This is a genomic window from Rhodococcus sp. 15-725-2-2b, from assembly GCF_002259075.1.
Classification (GTDB): Bacteria; Actinomycetota; Actinomycetes; order Mycobacteriales; family Mycobacteriaceae; genus Rhodococcoides.
This window is the reverse complement of record NZ_NPFL01000023.1, coordinates 143,667-160,102: the sequence shown is the minus strand read 5'-3', so window position 1 is coordinate 160,102 and position 16,436 is coordinate 143,667. Positions and strand designations below refer to the sequence as shown.

General features: G+C 66.3%; 16 protein-coding genes. 14 read left to right on the top strand and 2 right to left on the bottom strand.

Features of this window, described 5'->3' with window-relative positions; translation table 11 throughout:
* Positions 1–60: 60 nt before the first annotated feature.
* Together CH306_RS27630 and CH306_RS27625 are read right to left on the bottom strand one after the other, a co-directional pair.
* Positions 61–738, bottom strand: coding sequence for a helix-turn-helix domain-containing protein (locus CH306_RS27630; protein ID WP_032407514.1), 678 nt, complete (start codon positions 736–738; stop codon positions 61–63).
* Positions 739–997: 259 nt separating this feature from the next.
* A complete protein-coding gene (locus CH306_RS27625; protein ID WP_027494123.1) occupies positions 998–1,474 on the bottom strand; it encodes a helix-turn-helix domain-containing protein in 477 nt (158 codons plus the stop codon).
* 1,156 nt (positions 1,475–2,630) lie between these two features.
* Between CH306_RS27625 and CH306_RS27615 the strand changes: the two genes are divergently transcribed.
* The 14 genes from CH306_RS27615 to CH306_RS29815 all read left to right on the top strand — a co-directional run bounded on the left by CH306_RS27615 (position 2,631) and on the right by CH306_RS29815 (position 16,433).
* Positions 2,631–3,839 (top strand): hypothetical protein, encoded by a 1,209-nt coding sequence (locus CH306_RS27615; protein ID WP_068050844.1) that lies wholly within the window; start codon positions 2,631–2,633, stop codon positions 3,837–3,839.
* 89 nt (positions 3,840–3,928) lie between these two features.
* Positions 3,929–4,777 carry a hypothetical protein gene (locus tag CH306_RS27610; protein ID WP_094648443.1) on the top strand — a complete coding sequence of 283 codons (849 nt, stop codon included), beginning with the start codon at positions 3,929–3,931 and terminating at the stop codon, positions 4,775–4,777.
* Between the two features lie 5 nt (positions 4,778–4,782).
* On the top strand, positions 4,783–6,495 hold the full coding sequence (locus CH306_RS27605) for a cutinase family protein (protein WP_094648442.1): 1,713 nt from the start codon (positions 4,783–4,785) through the stop codon (positions 6,493–6,495).
* A 32-nt stretch (positions 6,496–6,527) separates the two neighbouring features.
* The gene (locus CH306_RS27600; protein ID WP_027494127.1) at positions 6,528–7,166 is read left to right on the top strand and encodes a DUF6668 family protein; all 639 of its coding nucleotides are present in this window, start codon (positions 6,528–6,530) and stop codon (positions 7,164–7,166) included.
* Between the two features lie 36 nt (positions 7,167–7,202).
* Entirely contained in the window at positions 7,203–7,502 is a 300-nt protein-coding gene (locus CH306_RS27595; protein ID WP_051364808.1) for a hypothetical protein, read from the top strand.
* Entirely contained in the window at positions 7,499–7,705 is a 207-nt protein-coding gene (locus CH306_RS27590; protein ID WP_027494129.1) for a hypothetical protein, read from the top strand. Before CH306_RS27595 ends, CH306_RS27590 begins: the two co-directional genes overlap by 4 nt.
* Positions 7,702–7,971: a hypothetical protein gene (locus CH306_RS27585; protein ID WP_094648441.1), complete on the top strand. Its 270-nt coding sequence runs from the start codon at positions 7,702–7,704 to the stop codon at positions 7,969–7,971. The genes CH306_RS27590 and CH306_RS27585 overlap by 4 nt, the downstream gene beginning before the upstream one ends.
* Before the next feature lie 54 nt (positions 7,972–8,025).
* On the top strand, positions 8,026–8,664 hold the full coding sequence (locus tag CH306_RS27580) for a hypothetical protein (protein ID WP_094648440.1): 639 nt from the start codon (positions 8,026–8,028) through the stop codon (positions 8,662–8,664).
* The gene (locus tag CH306_RS27575) at positions 8,661–9,497 is read left to right on the top strand and encodes a hypothetical protein (RefSeq protein ID WP_094648439.1); all 837 of its coding nucleotides are present in this window, start codon (positions 8,661–8,663) and stop codon (positions 9,495–9,497) included. Before CH306_RS27580 ends, CH306_RS27575 begins: the two co-directional genes overlap by 4 nt.
* Entirely contained in the window at positions 9,485–11,059 is a 1,575-nt protein-coding gene (locus tag CH306_RS27570) for a hypothetical protein (protein WP_094648438.1), read from the top strand. Before CH306_RS27575 ends, CH306_RS27570 begins: the two co-directional genes overlap by 13 nt.
* Positions 11,056–12,561, top strand: a complete 1,506-nt coding sequence (locus CH306_RS27565) for an SCO6880 family protein (RefSeq protein WP_094648437.1) — start codon at positions 11,056–11,058, stop codon at positions 12,559–12,561. Before CH306_RS27570 ends, CH306_RS27565 begins: the two co-directional genes overlap by 4 nt.
* Before the next feature lie 52 nt (positions 12,562–12,613).
* On the top strand, positions 12,614–14,473 hold the full coding sequence (locus tag CH306_RS27560) for an ATP/GTP-binding protein (RefSeq protein WP_094648436.1): 1,860 nt from the start codon (positions 12,614–12,616) through the stop codon (positions 14,471–14,473).
* A complete protein-coding gene (locus tag CH306_RS27555; RefSeq protein ID WP_094648458.1) occupies positions 14,473–14,811 on the top strand; it encodes a transposase in 339 nt (112 codons plus the stop codon). Before CH306_RS27560 ends, CH306_RS27555 begins: the two co-directional genes overlap by 1 nt.
* Complete coding sequence (locus tag CH306_RS29815; RefSeq protein WP_094648435.1) at positions 14,808–16,433, top strand: M23 family metallopeptidase; 1,626 nt, start codon at positions 14,808–14,810, stop codon at positions 16,431–16,433. Before CH306_RS27555 ends, CH306_RS29815 begins: the two co-directional genes overlap by 4 nt.
* The last annotated feature ends 3 nt before the right edge of the window (positions 16,434–16,436 follow it).

The following is a 16,436-nucleotide window of genomic DNA, read 5'->3' as shown; positions in this document are numbered from 1 at the left end:
TACGAGAGGCTTGGTCCCGAGCAAGCACCCTTGCCCATTTCTTGCGCAACTTCAACTGCTTCACTCGCGCTCCGCCCATCGCTCCTGGAACCTGGCGTCCAGCTCGTCGTCGATGTCGTCGTGCCGCCCAGCCAGCCAGCGACGGTAGAGCTGTTCTTCGCGCTCGACCGGGTCGTAGTCGGCGGCGGGTTTATCGAGGAGGGGGCCGAATGCCATCTCCGCCATCGGAGGGAGGGTTCTCCCAGGGCCCCCACTTCTTTCCAAGACCGCGGTGGCATACCGTCCGGCTACGCGGGAAACAAAGGCGTTGAATCCCCCGACGACCTGGTCGAAGTATTCTAGTGGGGGATCCGCGCCACGACAGCTCTCGTGCGCGGCATTGAGCTGCCGGTGCAGCCCGAACAGATTGTTGATTTCGTCCAGGGGAAGCACAATTGCATCCGGCTCGGCGGCGGCACTGCTCGATCTGGAGTTTCTGTTCGACAGGCTCTCCAGGGGGACAGGATCGCCACCGGCGAGAACAGCAGCTGCGCTCCCTTTGCTCCACCGCAGGCCTTGGTCGAGCTTCCTGATCACGGCCGGACTGGGCGCCCGACCGAGAGTGTCGTTTTCGATGTTGCCAAGTGTGGTGTCCGACGGTCCACCAGCATCACGGACCTCGAACCTAGTCAACGCAAGCCTTGCCCGCCGCGCCGCCACCACCTTGCCAAAACGGGCCAGGTCGTCTGTTTCCTGCATTACTGCATCCTATGTCCGGTAAGCAAAAAAATCGCAATTCCCAAGTAAATGTACCGGATGGACATAGAAGCAGCTCAGGACTACGAGGTTGTCGCTACGAACCCGTCTAATTTGCAAAAATTTTGCTTCTAAGTTGCTCTGTTTTCGATCGCCGGTACATACTGCACTCATGCCGACGCCCGCCGCGCCACCCTTACCGTCGCTGCGGTTCACGACGTCGACTCAACGACGTTGCCGATTCAGGAACTGGCGAGCCTCGTCACGCTTGAACGCCAGCCGGCCGGTCTCGCGCACGCTCGTAACTGCGAACGAGCTCATCGATCCCGATCTCGAGCGCCGCAGCAAGGCGGCGAGCATTCTCATCGGTCAACTTCACCTCGCCGCGCTCGATACGGGCAATCATCGACGTACTGATACCCACCTGCTGGCCCAGCTGCGGCTGCGTAAGCCCGAGAAGGACGCGCCAATCTCCAGGGAAGCGCTGATCCCTGGGTACGTCGACAAGCTCACTGATGGGCAGGCCGAGGGTCTTCGCAACAAGGGCCAGGGTGTCGACCTGAGGACTCCGGGTGCCGGATTCCCATTGCTGGACGGTGGCACCTCCGAGCCCGGACTTTCGTGCGAGATCCGCCCGGCTCATGCCTCTACTTTCACGCAGCGACGTCAGCCGTGCCGGGTCGAACCCCCGCAAGACGCGTCGACTCACTGTCGCATTCCGTTCATTGCTAGACACCATGCCGCACCTCCACTAAGGTCTAATCTGTGCATGACCTTAAACGATGCAAATGTCGTGATAGGTCGAACCGTTTTATTGACCTGGAGGACAGGCAGTTACCCTCCACCGTCGCAAACGTGGAGGTGGCGATGCCCCTGATCGAAAGAGGGGCAGAAGCAAAGTAAGAGAAACCCCGGGTGCGCAAGTGATTGGCGTCCGAACGCCCCGGGGTCCCGTATCTGCGAATGACAACTGCGCCTGAACACACGGCACCCGCAGGCCTACCAGCCTAGGTGCACAGCGCAGTCCACACGACTGGAGCACCTATGACATCGCTGCTGAAACCTCAACCGTTACGATTTCGACCCGCCCCCATGCCCCCTCACGGCTACACAGAGTCGACTCCGTGCGCCTCCCTCACCACGGTCGCCGGCATCGGCCTCGTCGCGTGCTCACTCGACGGTGGGCACGACCGCGATCGGCCTCACCAAGAGATCGACGAATCCACGGGCCAGATCCTGACACAGTGGCCATCTCGATCGAGCCAATTCAAACAGCCGAACTTTTCTGACCTCCAGCACGTCGCCTGACGAGCCTAATGCTTGAAATCGGCACCTGCCCAACAAGTGCCGGTTTCAGGACGTGGTGGCCTGGCCCCACCGCCCGGGGCCAGGCCGCCACGTTTCACCACGAGTGACTGGGAGCTCGATCTGCACATCTACGCCAGCTCAAGCTCCTTGCCACGAAGAAAAATCCTGAGATGGAGCCCGGCATGTTTCCTGTTGAGGCTGCCCCTCACTCTCATCTGGTGACCCGGCACGAGGGTCGTACGGTAACGCTTCACTCATCATGTGCCGAACCGCACGAACCTGCCGGTTGTTGACCCAATCACTCGCTACCAGAAAGGAATACGCAGCTTCCTCGGCTTGTCTCGCAAACTTCGCTTCTAGCTCGGCCTGCTGGGCTGACAGCTCGTGGATGCCAGCGTGCAACGGACGCCCGCTGGCATCCACTCCCAAGGCATCACCCGCCGTCCGCGCTGAGGGATCACCCGAAGGCTGACCCTCGTTTTCGGTCGTTCCCCAGCGCGGACAGTGGTGGTTCCACCATCAACCACTCCTGTCACACATCACCCAATACCGCTGCATCACAGCGGCTTACGAAAGGCACACCACTCATGTCTCCTCAGCAAGGAATCGGTGGGCGTCACCGCCGCCGCAGGGACCGGGCTCTCGTTCTCACTGCCGTTCCCGTGGCCGTCGCCCTCGCGTGGGGCACCGCGACCGCACACGCAGCACCACAGGACTTCGTGACCGCACCCGACACCGCACAGTCCGGAACCACCGACACCACCCCCGTCGCGCCGCCGCCCGCGCCGACCCAGGAACGCCAGTTCCTGCCCGGCTACCAGGCCTCACCCCAGGTGCAGCAGACCGAATGGCGTAGCTACAACGACTACCGGTCCGGCAACCAGCAGTCGTCGTACCAGAACACCTACTATGAGCCTGCGCCCGCCCCCGCGCCGCAGGCCGCACCGACCGACGCACCGCCCGCCCTGCAAGCGGCCCCGCCGACCCCGCCGCCGGTTCCGACCGTGCAGCGCAAGGTCATTGCGCCGATCGACGCACCCGAGGGCTATGTCCTCGTCGGCGGCGAACTCGTGCCGTACGACCCGAACCTGCTCGATCCGAACTTGGTAGAGCAGTTCAACAACACCGGAGCCGCTATTCAGGCCGACGGTGGAAACTGGCTCGTGGACAACGGATTCGCCGACGCGTCCCGCGCGGACCGTATCGCTGCGGGCACCATCACCGGCGTCGTCGCCGGTGGCGCGGCCGGCCTCGCCGCATCCGCCGTCCCGGCCGCAGTCATCACCGGTACCGCCGCTGCGATCGGCGGCGGACTCGGCGTCGCTGCCACCACCGGCACCGGAGCCATCGTCTGGGGCGGACCGGTCGGCTGGGTCTTCATCCCCGGCGCAGCAGCACTCGCCGGAGCAGGCGTCGGCGCAGCCCTGTCGGCACCGATCGTTGTCGGTCTGACCGGTGCAGGCGCTGCGATCGGTGGCGTCCTCGGTGCCACCGTCCTCGGCGGTGAGCAGCAGATCATCGAAGAGCCCGCCCCGCTCCCGGCACGCGAGGCCGTCCCGGCACCCCCGGCCCCGCCGGTCACCGCCGCGCCGCTGGCACTGGATGCCCCCAGCGTTCAGAGCGCCGTCGACGCCCCGGTGTGGACCGAACCGGCCTTCGAGCAGGCCACGCAGTTCACCTCGACAGTGCTCGAGCAGCCCGCTGTGGCTGACACCGTCGCCGCGGTGAGCACTGCCGTCGCACCGGTTCTCGACCAGGCGAACGCTGCCCTGGCAGGCCTGAACCTCGCGATCTGATCTCCGGGTGCAGCCCGACCACCGGTGGGCGGGCTGTATCCGAAGGTTCGATCCCGTTCCTGCACTTCGACACTCGGAAAGGCCCTGTTGTGGCACCTCGAGAGACCCCCGACGACAGCTCCGATGATTGGTTCGCCGACCCTGTCGTCGCCGACACAGAGACTGCCGCTGCAGCGTCCGAGCGCAGACTGACCGTCCTGACCGACCAGCACCACACCGACGTCGATCCCGACGACGACTGGTTCGCTGGCGACTCTGCGGAGGACATGGGCTCCGCCCGGCCAGCGGATGGATACAGCTCCTTCGACGAACGGACCTCTCTACTTCGCGCTGGAGGCCCCTACATCGCGCCCAGACCGGCTCCACAGTCGTGGTGGCGACGCCACCGCTCCACTGTCGCCGTCACCTCAGCACTCGCGGTCCTGATAGGGGGAGTAGCGGGAGCCGGGTTGGTGCTCACCGGATTCGGTGACGAACCGCAACCAACGCCCGCACTTCTCCCGGACGAGATCGTCACCACCACAGCAGCTCCAACCTCGGCCGCTCCCGCTGCAGCGGGAGCTGCGGCCGCCGATGTCACCTGGTGCCGGGGGCAAGCCGACGGTGACCCGGTCACCGAAGACAGCGACGACCCCGGCGCGGTGGCGATCTGGCGGTTCGAGAAGGCCTTCTACTTCGACCGCGACGGTGCCGCAGCCCGCGCAGCAGGCGCACCCGACGCGGTGATGGCGTCCGCGCAGCGCCTGCAAGCGGGCATCGACCAGCTCGAACCGGATATCGAGTTCTGCGTCCTGGCCGACCCGATCGACGCCGGGATCTACGACGTCACCGTCGTCGAGCGCGGCCCCGGCATCGACGGACGCATGAGCCGCCAACGGATCACCACCACCGAGCAGCAGGACGGCACGACGCTCATCTCCGCCATCGTCTCCCGCTGACCCCCATGACCAGGCACATCCGCTGGATCCCACCGAAGAAGAGAGAAGCCGTGCACACATCCATCGACCAGGTTCGCCGCCTGACCGTGCGCCTGCTCGCCGCTACCGCCGCCGTGACCATCGTGGTCTCCGCGAGTGGTGTCGCGGCCGCGCAGCCGTCCGCGACACCCACCCCACCGGACACTGGCAGCGGGGAGTGCCCGGTGCTGCATCTCGTCGTCGTCCCCGGTACCACCGAGATCGACGAGAACACCTCACCCGACACCGATTCCGGCTTCTTCTCCCGCCTGACCGTGCCCGCGATGCGCGATGCGAACTCCGGCGACGGACCAGCTCTCGAACGCAGCTACGTTCCCTACCCGGCATCGTTCGGCGGCAAGCCAGGGGACCGCAGCTCCGTTCCCTACGCCCAGTCCGTCGACATCGGCGTCGAGAACACCACCAAGATGATCTCCGACATCGCCGCACGGTGCCCCGGCACCAAAGTCTTCCTCTCCGGCTACTCCCAGGGCGGCGAGGTCGCCTCTCAGGTAACCCGCGACATCGGGGCAGGAACCGGACCCGTCGACGCCGACCATTTCGCCGGCGCAGCACTGTTCTCCGACCCCACCCGCGCCGAAGGTGAAGATGTCATCGCCGGCGGCGGCTCCACCCCCGCTCCGGCACCGGGAACGAGCGGTGCAGCAGTGGACACCGTCCAACTCGCCCCGGCCGTCGCCGCAGCCGCCCCCGCAGGCGGCGGTATCGCACCGACACCGAAGATCGCCGGATTCGGAGCAGTCTCGGACCGGGTCGCCTCGTACTGCACCGCAGGCGATCTCGCGTGCGACACCCCGATCGACGCCCCCGCCGCCAAGCTGGTGGCCTCCATTGCCGGACAGTCCTCGATGGACACCCGCGACCCCGTCCGGATCCTCACCGACGTCTCCACCGCCGTCGGACGCACCGCCCTGATGACCGGCGCGTCGGTGATCAACGACAACATCGACTTCGACTCCAAGGCAGGACGATTCGAGGTCAACTCGTCGTCGGAAACGGTGCTGTCGAAGATGGCGAAGTACTCCGACCCGTCCGCCACCTCGACCGACGAGATGATCGACGAAGCGGTCGGTGCGGTCACCAAGATCGCCGGTATGGCCATCGGGGCGGCGATCACCGTCGCCAAGGACGTCATCACCCCCGAAACGATCGGCCAGCTCGCCACCGTCGGCCTGACCAACCCACCCGCAGCCCTCGGCATACTCGCCACCAAAGTGCTGTCCTCGGCGGTCAAGCTCGTGCCCCCGGCCACCATCGACTCGGCCGTCGACGTCGCGTTCGAGGAAGTGTCGAACACCATCGACGAGAACGCCGGTCTCGCGCAGCTCGTCACCGACACTTCGTACTGGAACACCGCCACCAAACACGGCTCCTACGACAGTGTTCCGGTCGGATCCAAAGGTGAGACCCCCGTCGAGTTGACCGTGCGGTGGATCGTCGCACTCGCCGCTGACCTGACCGGCGATCAGTCTCTCGCCGACAAGGTCGGGGCAGTGATCAAACAGGGTGCGGCCTTGTTCGCCACCACCGACACCGTCCGCAGTGCCGGCAGCATCCTCGCCGCCCACGCCACCGTCGGAGCCACCGGAACCGCATCGACGACCTCAGCGGCCACCACGACGACCCCCTCTGTTTCTGCCGCTGTGCCGACCACCGTCTCACCAACCACCACTCGGTGACCGAGAACGCCGGAGAAGGAGGTGCGCCCGAGATGGCCGCACAACCAGCTGAGCACCATGACTATTACCGAGACGACGACGTGTCGGTCACCCCGGCCGGGCTGCGGATACCGCCGCCCGAACGCCGAGCACCGATTCACGACGACCCGGTTGCAGTCCACGGTCGCCCGCCCGTGATGTGGCTCCTCGCCGCTCACGGGCGCTCCGGCGCAGGCACACTCGCTCAGATCTGGGCCCCGGCGGGCGATGCTCGCCGGGGCTGGCCCGCAGCCGACCGGCACCGCAACGTCGTGGTCGTGTGCCGTACGGACCGGGCCGGCCTCGACGCCGCGCACGATCTTCTCCTGCAAGCTCAGGCGGGCCTCGTCGGCGACTGCACTCTCCTGGGACTGGTCCTTGTTCCCGACGCCCCCGGCCCACTCCCCAAGACCCTGCGCCGATGGGCAGACGTCGTCGCCTCCGCAGCACCAGCGGTGTGGCGAGTCCCGTACGTCGAGGATCTGCGCACCCACAGACAGAACGAACTCGCGATCTGGACCCCCACCGAACCAGACCCACCCCCACCAGGGCGGATGCGAGCCCCCGCCCCTTCTACGACCAGCCCACACCACGAACTCGCCGCGATCGGGCGGGAGATCTTCACCGCCGCCCGCAATGCGTCAGGCCACTGAACCGCACCCTCTCAACCAACACCCAAGGAGAACACCATGATTGCCAGCCTCACCGCATCGACGACCACATTCCTCGCGCAGAACATCGGCGACGTCAGCCCCCAAGCACCGGACGGCCCCACCGGGGACAAGATCTTGACCCTGCTGTCCTGGCTGATGTGGGGATGCATCATCGCTGCCGTCGCCGGAATCATGATCTGTGGCGCGATGCTCGCGTACGAGAAAATCTCCGGCGGAGGCCAAGGCGGCAACGCGACCGGCAAACTCGTCGGCGGACTGTTCGGGTCCATCGTCATCGGTGGTGCCGCAGGCCTGGTCAACATGCTCGTCCTATGACCATCGTGAACTGGACTCTGTGGGGTCTGATCATTGCCTCGATTGTCGGAGTCATGGTCGGCGGCGGTGAGCTTGCGTACGACCAATTCAGGGGCCGCTGGTGTCAGGCCAACCAGCGGGCCACCGGACTGCTGTATGCGTCGATACTGCTCGGATTCGTTGCTGGAGTGGCGAATACAGTGGTCACGGCGGCGATGACATGAACACCGACGTGCTCGCGCAACCACCGACCTCACCGGTCGAGTGGCCCGACGAGGTGTGGCAGCCGGTCATGACGGGCCTGTCGTGGCTGCTCTGGTTCGCCATCGTCACCTGCATCGCAGCACTGTTCGTGTGCGGGGCGGTGTTCGTCAACCAACGCAAATCCACCGGAACACAGATGGTCGAGGACGCCACCCTGGCCCGGATCCTGATCTGTGCCGCCATCATCGGATCCGCATCCGGAATCGCCCAAGCCGTACTCGCCTGAGAACACCGACATTTCCTGCGCCCGAACTGCATCGACCCGAAAGGCATTCTCCTGATGACCGTCTCCCGCACACTCCGGATCGCCGCGACAGCGGCGACCGTCCTCGCACTCGCTGCGTGCGGATCCGGCAACGACGACACGCCGACCGCCACCCCGGATCCGGCACCGGATCTGCGCTCCGCCCCGGCCGAGCTGACCTGGCGCGAGGTCGCAGGGGTATCGGTGCCGACATCGCGGGTCGACGGGCCCTTCGCTGGGACATCGGTGAACCGCAGCGGATATGCACAGACCCCACAAGGTGCTGTCCTGGCCGCGATCAACGGGCAGACCGCACTCGCCGTCGCCGATGACCGCGCGTGGCCGGAAGTCGTCAACACCGTGACCGCACCCGGGCCCGGACGTGACGAGTTCGCGGCCGCACGCGCCGCCGTCACCGTCTCCGGATCCGTCCCGGCCGACGCTGCACCGCAGTTCGTCGGGTTCGAGGTCACCGACTACTCCAATGATCCGCTCTCGGCGGGGGTGTCGGTGGCACAAACCATCGGCACCGACGACCAGATCTATTCCTATCCCGTTGCACTGCAATGGATCGCTGACGACTGGCGCATCGTCCTACCGACCGCGCAAGAGAACATCGACGCCGTCGAACTGAACTCCCTCGACGGCTACACCACTTTGGAGCGCACCCCATGAACCGTCGGCTACGTACCGTTCTGATTACCGTTGCTGCGATCGTCATCATCGCCATCGTCGGCGCGATCGTGTTCATCATCCCGAACATGAACGACGACGACACCCCGCCGACGACCGCTGGTCCAACGCCCACGACAGCAGCACCTGCCACCGGTGACTCCGAGCTCGACACCGGCACGGAAGGCTTCGGTGTTCCCGATGCGGACCTGTCCGGGCGCACGGTGATGGTCCCGAACAACCCTGCTGGCCAACCGCTCCCGCAGCGTGAGCCGACCGGCCTACGTGTCGAATGCACCAATGACGGGCAACCGGTGACGTCCCCGGAGTCGATGATGATCCAACGTAACTTCGGTGTCTCGACCCTCTACTCCGAAACGGACGGGCCGTCGTACATCGACGGCCTGGTCCTCGCCGGCTACACCCGCACCCCGCAGGGAGCGGCTTTGGCCGCCGCCAACATCCTGCCTCGCACACTCGCGGGAGGGCAGGTTGCTATCGAGGCAGGCGACAAGCTGATCCTGAACGGCAGCGACGTCGTCGGCCAGGACGCACGAGCAGTCGAAGAGAACCGGCCGATCAACACCGGCACTGTGGCACTGCGGGCACCGGTTGCATTCAAAATCCTCTCCTGCACGGATACTTTCACCGTCGTCGAACTCGCCATGATTCGTGACGTCGACGACAGTGGCCAGCGCATGCAATCACCGGTCTACGGAGGCCTGCGATTGAACATGGTGTGGAACCAGGGCACATGGAAAGCCCGGGAAGCCACCGGACCCGCCTCATTCGGCCCGTACAACTCGCTCGATGGTTTCACCCGGTGGGCACTGTGACGCGCGCAGCGGCCTTCGCCGCCCGCGCGATCCTCATCGCGCTACTGTCGCTGATCGCGGTCGTCGGGGCCAGCGGACTCGCACACGCCCAAGACCCCACCCCCGCCCCAGCACCGAATCTGACCGAGCAGATCAACCCCGACGCCGACGGCAACGACTTCCAGCAGCAACGCCGCGAATGCCTGACCGACGGATCGGATGTGATCGTCGAAGGCGGGCTTGCTGACAAATTCCTGGACGCGGTCGGCGGACGTGATGCCGCCGACCAGTTCTTCTGCTTGGACTCAGCGTTCAGTGATCATCCCGGTGACGCGTTCTCTACCGCTGTGGACTCCGCAGTCTCGACATTCTGGGGTGACCCGGTCGGGGACTTCGCCAAATCGGTGATGGAAGGCAACACCCAAGCATTCCGGTCGGTGATGACGTTCTGGATGTCCTCCGGCATCCCGGGCCTCGCGGCGGAGAACGCGATGTCGGGTCTGCGGAACCTCATCTCCGGGTTCACCGTCGTCGCCCTGTTCGCCTCCATCATCATCGCGATGATCAAGCTCGCGATCGCCCGCAAACAAGCCGTGATGGAGGGGGCCACCGAGACCGCGACCATGTTGGTCCGCACAGTCGTCACCGTGTCACTGCTGCCGATTCTGGTGTTGATGTTCCACCAAGGCGGAGACATCGCCTCGTCGTATGCGCTGGAGAAGTTCGTCGGCGGAGATCTGAACGAGAAGATCACTGCCATCACCGCGTTCGACGACAAGACCGGTCTCGGCCCGATCCTGGCGCTCGCGTGCGCTGGGTTCGCGTTCCTCGGGTCGGTCGCCCAATTGATCGCACTGTTGATCCGTGAGGCGGTGCTGTGTGTCGTCGTTGCTGTCATCCCGCTCGCTGCTGCCGCGTCGGCCACCGGCACCGGGCGCAGCTCCTACAAGTCGATGATCGCCTTCACTCTCGGCGCGTTGCTGTTCAAGCCGGTCGCGACGCTGCTGTACCTGTTCGCGTTCTGGGCGTCGTCGGCGTCGAGCTCGGACCAAATCGCGACGGTGATCATCGGCTCCGTCCTCCTGGCAATCATCGGGTTCTCCCTGCCGACCCTGATCAAGATCGTCGCTCCCGCAGCGGACACCATCTCCGCCGGTGGCCGCGAAGTCGGTCAGCTCGGCGCAGCAGGCGGGGCGGTGATGGGTGCCGGTGGGATGGCTGCATCACGTGCCCTCGGCTCGGTCGCGAACTCCGTCGGCGGATCCTCGGGTGGCGGCAAGGGCGGGTCTTCGGGTGCGGCCGGTACCGGCGCACGTTCGTCCCCCGGTTTCCAGGGCCGCTACAACGGTGGATCGAGTCCCTCGCACGCGGGCGCATCGTCCGGGCCGATGGGCGCAGCCCGCAGAGTCGGAACGGCCGCTGCATCGGCCGGCCGCACCGGAACCTCAGCAACCCTGCGCGGCGCAGCAGGGGCACTCAAAGCCGCGGGCACCGTCGGCCGCACCGCCGGATCGGTCTCGACCACTCTCGGCTCGGCCGCTGAAGGCGCAGTCGGCAACTACCACGGACGGATTCAACGATGAGCGCCCAGCTCGAGGCCCCGTACGAGCCGCCGATCTATTCGGCCGGCAACCGGCCGCAGAGCACGTTCGCGTTCGGCCTGCCGACGAAGGTCATTGCCTACGGTGCAGGGTTTTTCGCGGTCTCGTTCGCAGTCCTGATCTTCGTCCACGTCGTCGTCGGGCTCGCCCTGATGGGTGTCGGCGCGCTCATCCTCACCCCACTGGTCATCGCCCCGAACGGTCGAACTCTCTACGAGACAGGACAACTGAGAATGCAATGGATGCGGCGCAAGCACATCGACAAGTCCACCGAGTACCACGCCGGACCGCACTCGAGGATCCCCGGTGGCCGCTACAAACTCCCCGGCCTACTCGCCCGCACCAAGGTCTACATGGGAATCGATCGACACGGCAACGAGTTCGGGATGATCCACAACCCCGACGATCACCGCTACACCGTCGTGTTCGATGCCCTCCCGGGCGGTGACGAGGCGATCGTCCAGCGCGACAAGGACCTCTACACCGCCGACTGGGGTGTCTACCTCGCCGACCTCGGCCTGCCCGGCGACATCGTCGGTGCCGTGGTGGTGGTGGAGAACATCCCCGCCACCGGTCTGCGATTGGCGCGGCGAGCCGAACACGAACTCGTCCCCACCGCACCGCCGCTGGCGGCGTCGTTCGTCGAGCAGTCCGCTGTCCGGATGCCCTCGGGTCGCCACCGCACCCTCGCGCGGTTGTCGATCACCTTCCGCGCCACCACCCGCGAACGCCAGAAGGACCCCGAAGAGATGGCCACCGAACTGGCCCGCCGTCTGCCGGATCTGTACGAGTCGCTCTCCGGGGCCGGGATCGACGCCCAGCCGATGACCGCCGCCGAGATCACCGCGGCCGTGCACCGCTCCTACAACCCCTCGACCGAGAACGACTTCGAGGAACTCGAAATCTCCGGTGAAGAGCACGGAGTCGACTGGGACGACGCCGGACCGGGACGGGCGAAGACCGAGTGGGGTCACTACCGTCACGACGGCGGTGTCTCGGTCGTCTGGGAAATGGCCGCACCTCCCGAATCGGTGTTCACCGACACCGTCCTCAAACCCCTGCTGCAGCCGCACGACGACCTCCCACGCAAGCGATTGACCCTCGTCTACCGCCCCTACACCGCCGGGGACGCCGCGAAGAAAGTCGACAAGCAACACCGAGACGCCCTGCACGCGATCAACTCTCGCGGAAACAAGATCACCTCCGCCGGGTCGGAGAAGCGCCACGAAATCGCCGAGCAGGCCCGCCGCGAAATGGTCTCCGGAGCCGGATACGAACGCTATTCGGCACTACTGACGATCACCGTCGGATCGGTCGACGAGATCGCCAACGCGGCCGCCGTCACCGAATCACTCGCCGCCCGCTCCCGCCTGCGACTGCGGCGCGCATTCGCCTTCCAAGACGCAGCGTTCGCCGCCGGCCTCGGCGTCGGTGTGCTGCTACCCGATCAAATCTCCACCTCGATCCTCGTGCGCCGCAGCTAGAGCGCCGCCGACCGCATCCGGCCCACCCCTGCACGAGAAAGAGACACCCACGATGACGACGACCGACCACCGCCCGCGCAGGGACTACGGCCCTCGATACGACGAGTACAGGTCCGATGAGTCCGACCTGTACGAGACGTCAACGCCGCAGCCGTCGGCGTTCGTGCGGTGGATCATCGGCGACACCGACTACGCCGAGCTCGCCGCAGCCGTCGCCACCGGCGACGCCGAAGAGCCCTCCACTCTTTCCCGGCGCGGCCTCGGGCTGACCCGGTGGCGCAACGACCACCCGCGGGCCGAACAAGCCGTCCACGAGGCAGCGGGAGACCCGTGGTGGCGCGCAGCACTGTCGTCGAGCACACGCGGCCTCAAAGGTGCCGGTGGTGGCCGGATGTCGACCGTCCCGGCCCCGATCGAGTACGAAGCGACCTCGGTGCAGATGTGCGGACTGAACCCGTGGGCGATCGGCGCGGCCGCACCCTCGGCGGGCACCATCGTCGGTCAGCACGCCATCACTGGCAACGCCGTCTCCTGCGATCCGTTCGCCTACTTCCGCGACAAGCTCATCGGCAACCCGTCGATGTTCGTCCTGTCCCTGCCAGGCCTGGGGAAGTCGACACTGATCCGCAAGATCCTCCTCGGCGCGTGCGGATGGGGACAGACCCCGATCGTCGCCGGCGACATCAAAGGCGAATACGTCAAACTCACCCACCTGGTCGGCGGGCAGGTCATCACCCTCGGCCACGGCGGCGGACATCTCAACCCCCTCGCCGCCGGAGCCCTCGGCCAGGCCGTCGTCCGCGCGATCGCCGCCCGCGACGAGGCCACCGACCCCGCCCGGATCGCCGAGCTCGACGAGCTGATCGACGTCGCCACCATCACCATCTCCACCCGCCAGATCAACGCCGTCTGCGCCCTGGTCGAGCTGATCCGCTACGACACCCACTCGGTGAAAGCCTTCGAGAACTCCCTGATCGGGATCGCCCTGCGTGAGCTGTACGCCGACGGCGGATTCTCCTACACCCACCCGCCGCTGCTCAAAGACCTCTACACCCGCATCGACGCCGGATCGGCGGACATGCTCCAAGCGGCCTACAAGACCGACCGCGAGGGCTACCGCGAGGCCATCACCGAGCTGATGCAGGCCCTCGGCGCACTGACCTCCGGCCCGCTCGGGGACATCTTCGCCGACCACACCACCGAACCGATCGACCTCGACGCACCGATGATCTGCATCGACGTCTCGTCCCTCGACCGCGGCGACACCACCCTCAAAGCGGCCGTGATGCTCTCCTGCTGGGCCGACGCCTACGGCACCGTGGAAGCGGCGCACCTGCTCGCCGACGCAGGCCTGGACCGCCAACGTCTGTTCCTGATGGCACTCGACGAGCTGTGGCAGGTCATCGGCGCAGGACCGGGCATGGTCGCCCGCGTCAACGAAATCACCCGCCTCAACCGCACCGACGCGACCGGGCTGCTGATGATCACCCACACCGGCCGCGACCTCGAAACCCTGCCCACCGAAGCCGACATCAAGACCGCCAAGGGGTTCATCGACCGCGCCGGCATGGTCGTGTGCGGGGGACTGCCGATAGGTGAGGTCGAACGTCTGTCCGGGGAGCTGAAGTTCACCGCCGCCGAAGCAGGCATGGTCACGTCCTGGTCGCGCGGGGCAGCACTCCGGGGCTCGGAACGACGTACGGTCCGGAACCCGATCGGGCGCGGGAAGTTCCTGATCAAGGTCGCCAAGGACAACACCCCCGGCATTCCCATCCAGACGGTGCTCACCGACGTCGAATACGACACCGGGGTCCACGACACCAATGCCCGCTTCGCCGAGTACTTCGCCGGCCAGCACCACGCCGCCGATACCGACGACGCGCACGACACGACACTGGTCGGAGCGCAGTGATGACCGCCGAGTACCCCCGCGCCGAATACTCGGCGCAGACCCGCGCGTGGGCGCTCGAAGAATACGAAAAATCTCGACACAACTACGCCTCCCGCGCCGAATGCGTTGCAGCCTTGGCTGTCTCGATCGGGGCGCATGAGAACACCGTGGCCCGGTGGATCAAGGACAAGTACGGCTCGTCGCGTCGCCCCGCAGCGGACGAGGTGGCCGCGCGACTTCGTGCCGCCGAGGAGGAGATCACGCGACTGCGTTCGGAGAACCGTTCCCTCACCGAGCGTTTGGCCGCCCACGCCCCGCGATCGATCGGCGCGGAGTCGATGTCGGCGGCCGCGTTGTGAAGAAGGGCGGCGCGATCGCTCTGACCGTCGTGCTCGCGCTGGCCCTGTTCGTGGTCCTGTTCGTCACCACCGGTGTCCGTGAAGAAGTCACCGACTGTGTCCCCGGTCGTGGCATCTCCTCCGCCGCGGGCGGTGTTCCGGCCGGGTCGTTCGCCAAACCGGTCAAGACCACCGAATCGACCGTGTCGAGCCCGTTCGGGACGAGGTGGGGCACCAACCACAACGGCATCGACCTGGCCGGTCCCGTCGGGACACCGATCTACGCCTACGCCGACGGCGTCGTCTCGAAAGCCGGACCCGCCGACGGGTTCGGCATGTGGATCGTCCTCGATCACAACATCGACGGCGCGGTCGTCTCCACCGTCTACGGCCACATGTTCCCCGACGGTGTGCTCGTGAAGGTTGGGGACCGCGTCACCGCCGGTCAGCACATCGCCGACATCGGCAACAACGGACAGTCGACCGGCGCACACCTGCACTTCGAGTACCACCCCGGCGGCTGGGCACCGGGCCACGCGATCGACCCGCAACCCTTCTACGACGCCGCCGCTGACCCCGGCACCGGAGCGACCGGCCAAAGCCCACCCCCGTCGACGAGCACCCCGGCCACACCCGCACCCTCGACCAGCGGCTCCACCGAGATGGCCGCTCTCCCCGCCACCGTCGGCTCCGAAGAGCACTTCCAGGTCGACACCGTCCGCGTCGCCCGCGCCGTGCACGCGAAGTTCCCGCAGATCACCACGATCGGTGGGTGGCGAGCTGACGGTGGGGGATTCGACGACCACCCCTCTGGACGTGCCGCGGACATCATGATCGACAACTGGTCCTCCGAGGAAGGCAAAGCACTCGGCGACCAGGTCAAGGACTACCTATGGGCGAACCGCGACTACCTCCAGATCGAATACATGATCTGGCGACAGGAATACATCCCCTCCCAAGGCGAACCGAACACCATGGAGGACAGAGGATCTCCCACCCAGAACCACTTCGACCACGTTCACGTCACCACCGTCGGCCACGGCGCACCGGCACCCGGTCAGACCTACGGGCCCGTCCCCGGCGGCGGCGGATCCGCACCGAAAGCAACCGGCACCTGCACGACCGCGCCCGGCGCCGGTCTCGGTGATCACGCGAACCTCGCCGCCGGCCAGATCCCTCCGGAGTTCGAGCCGTGGCTCGCCCTGTCGTCCGCGCAGTGCCGCGAGCTCTCACCCGCGATCCTCGCCGCTCAGCTCAAACAGGAATCCGGCTTCACACCCGGCCTGACCAGCCCGGCCGGTGCCGAAGGGTATGCGCAGTTCCTCCCCGGAACGTGGGCGTCGTTCGGTTTCCCCGTCGACGATCAGGGCGTGGTCACCGGAGCTGCGGGGGAGGGCGATCCCAACGACATCGGCGACGCCGTCATGGCGCAGGGACGATACAACTGCTCGGTCGCCGACACCCTGCGGCCGGGTATCGAATCCGGCTCCATCACCGGCGATCCAGTCGATCTGATGCTCGCCGGATACAACGCCGGCCCAGGAGCGGTCCAGCAGTTCGGTGGCGTCCCTCCGTACTCGGAGACCCAGAACTACGTCACCACCATCACCGCCACCGCATCCGACTACGACCTGGCTCGATAGAGA

Bases quoted from the DNA above. Each gene is read 5' to 3' on its own strand.
- CH306_RS27630 (WP_032407514.1), bottom strand. From the start codon at position 738: ATGCAGGAAACAGACGACCTGGCCCGTTTTGGCAAGGTGGTGGCGGCG.
- CH306_RS27625 (WP_027494123.1), bottom strand. From the start codon at position 1,474: ATGGTGTCTAGCAATGAACGGAATGCGACAGTGAGTCGACGCGTCTTG.
- CH306_RS27615 (WP_068050844.1), top strand. From the start codon at position 2,631: ATGTCTCCTCAGCAAGGAATCGGTGGGCGTCACCGCCGCCGCAGGGAC.
- CH306_RS27605 (WP_094648442.1), top strand. From the start codon at position 4,783: ATGACCAGGCACATCCGCTGGATCCCACCGAAGAAGAGAGAAGCCGTG.
- CH306_RS27600 (WP_027494127.1), top strand. From the start codon at position 6,528: ATGGCCGCACAACCAGCTGAGCACCATGACTATTACCGAGACGACGAC.
- CH306_RS27595 (WP_051364808.1), top strand. From the start codon at position 7,203: ATGATTGCCAGCCTCACCGCATCGACGACCACATTCCTCGCGCAGAAC.
- CH306_RS27590 (WP_027494129.1), top strand. From the start codon at position 7,499: ATGACCATCGTGAACTGGACTCTGTGGGGTCTGATCATTGCCTCGATT.
- CH306_RS27585 (WP_094648441.1), top strand. From the start codon at position 7,702: ATGAACACCGACGTGCTCGCGCAACCACCGACCTCACCGGTCGAGTGG.
- CH306_RS27580 (WP_094648440.1), top strand. From the start codon at position 8,026: ATGACCGTCTCCCGCACACTCCGGATCGCCGCGACAGCGGCGACCGTC.
- CH306_RS27575 (WP_094648439.1), top strand. From the start codon at position 8,661: ATGAACCGTCGGCTACGTACCGTTCTGATTACCGTTGCTGCGATCGTC.
- CH306_RS27565 (WP_094648437.1), top strand. From the start codon at position 11,056: ATGAGCGCCCAGCTCGAGGCCCCGTACGAGCCGCCGATCTATTCGGCC.
- CH306_RS27560 (WP_094648436.1), top strand. From the start codon at position 12,614: ATGACGACGACCGACCACCGCCCGCGCAGGGACTACGGCCCTCGATAC.
- CH306_RS27555 (WP_094648458.1), top strand. From the start codon at position 14,473: ATGACCGCCGAGTACCCCCGCGCCGAATACTCGGCGCAGACCCGCGCG.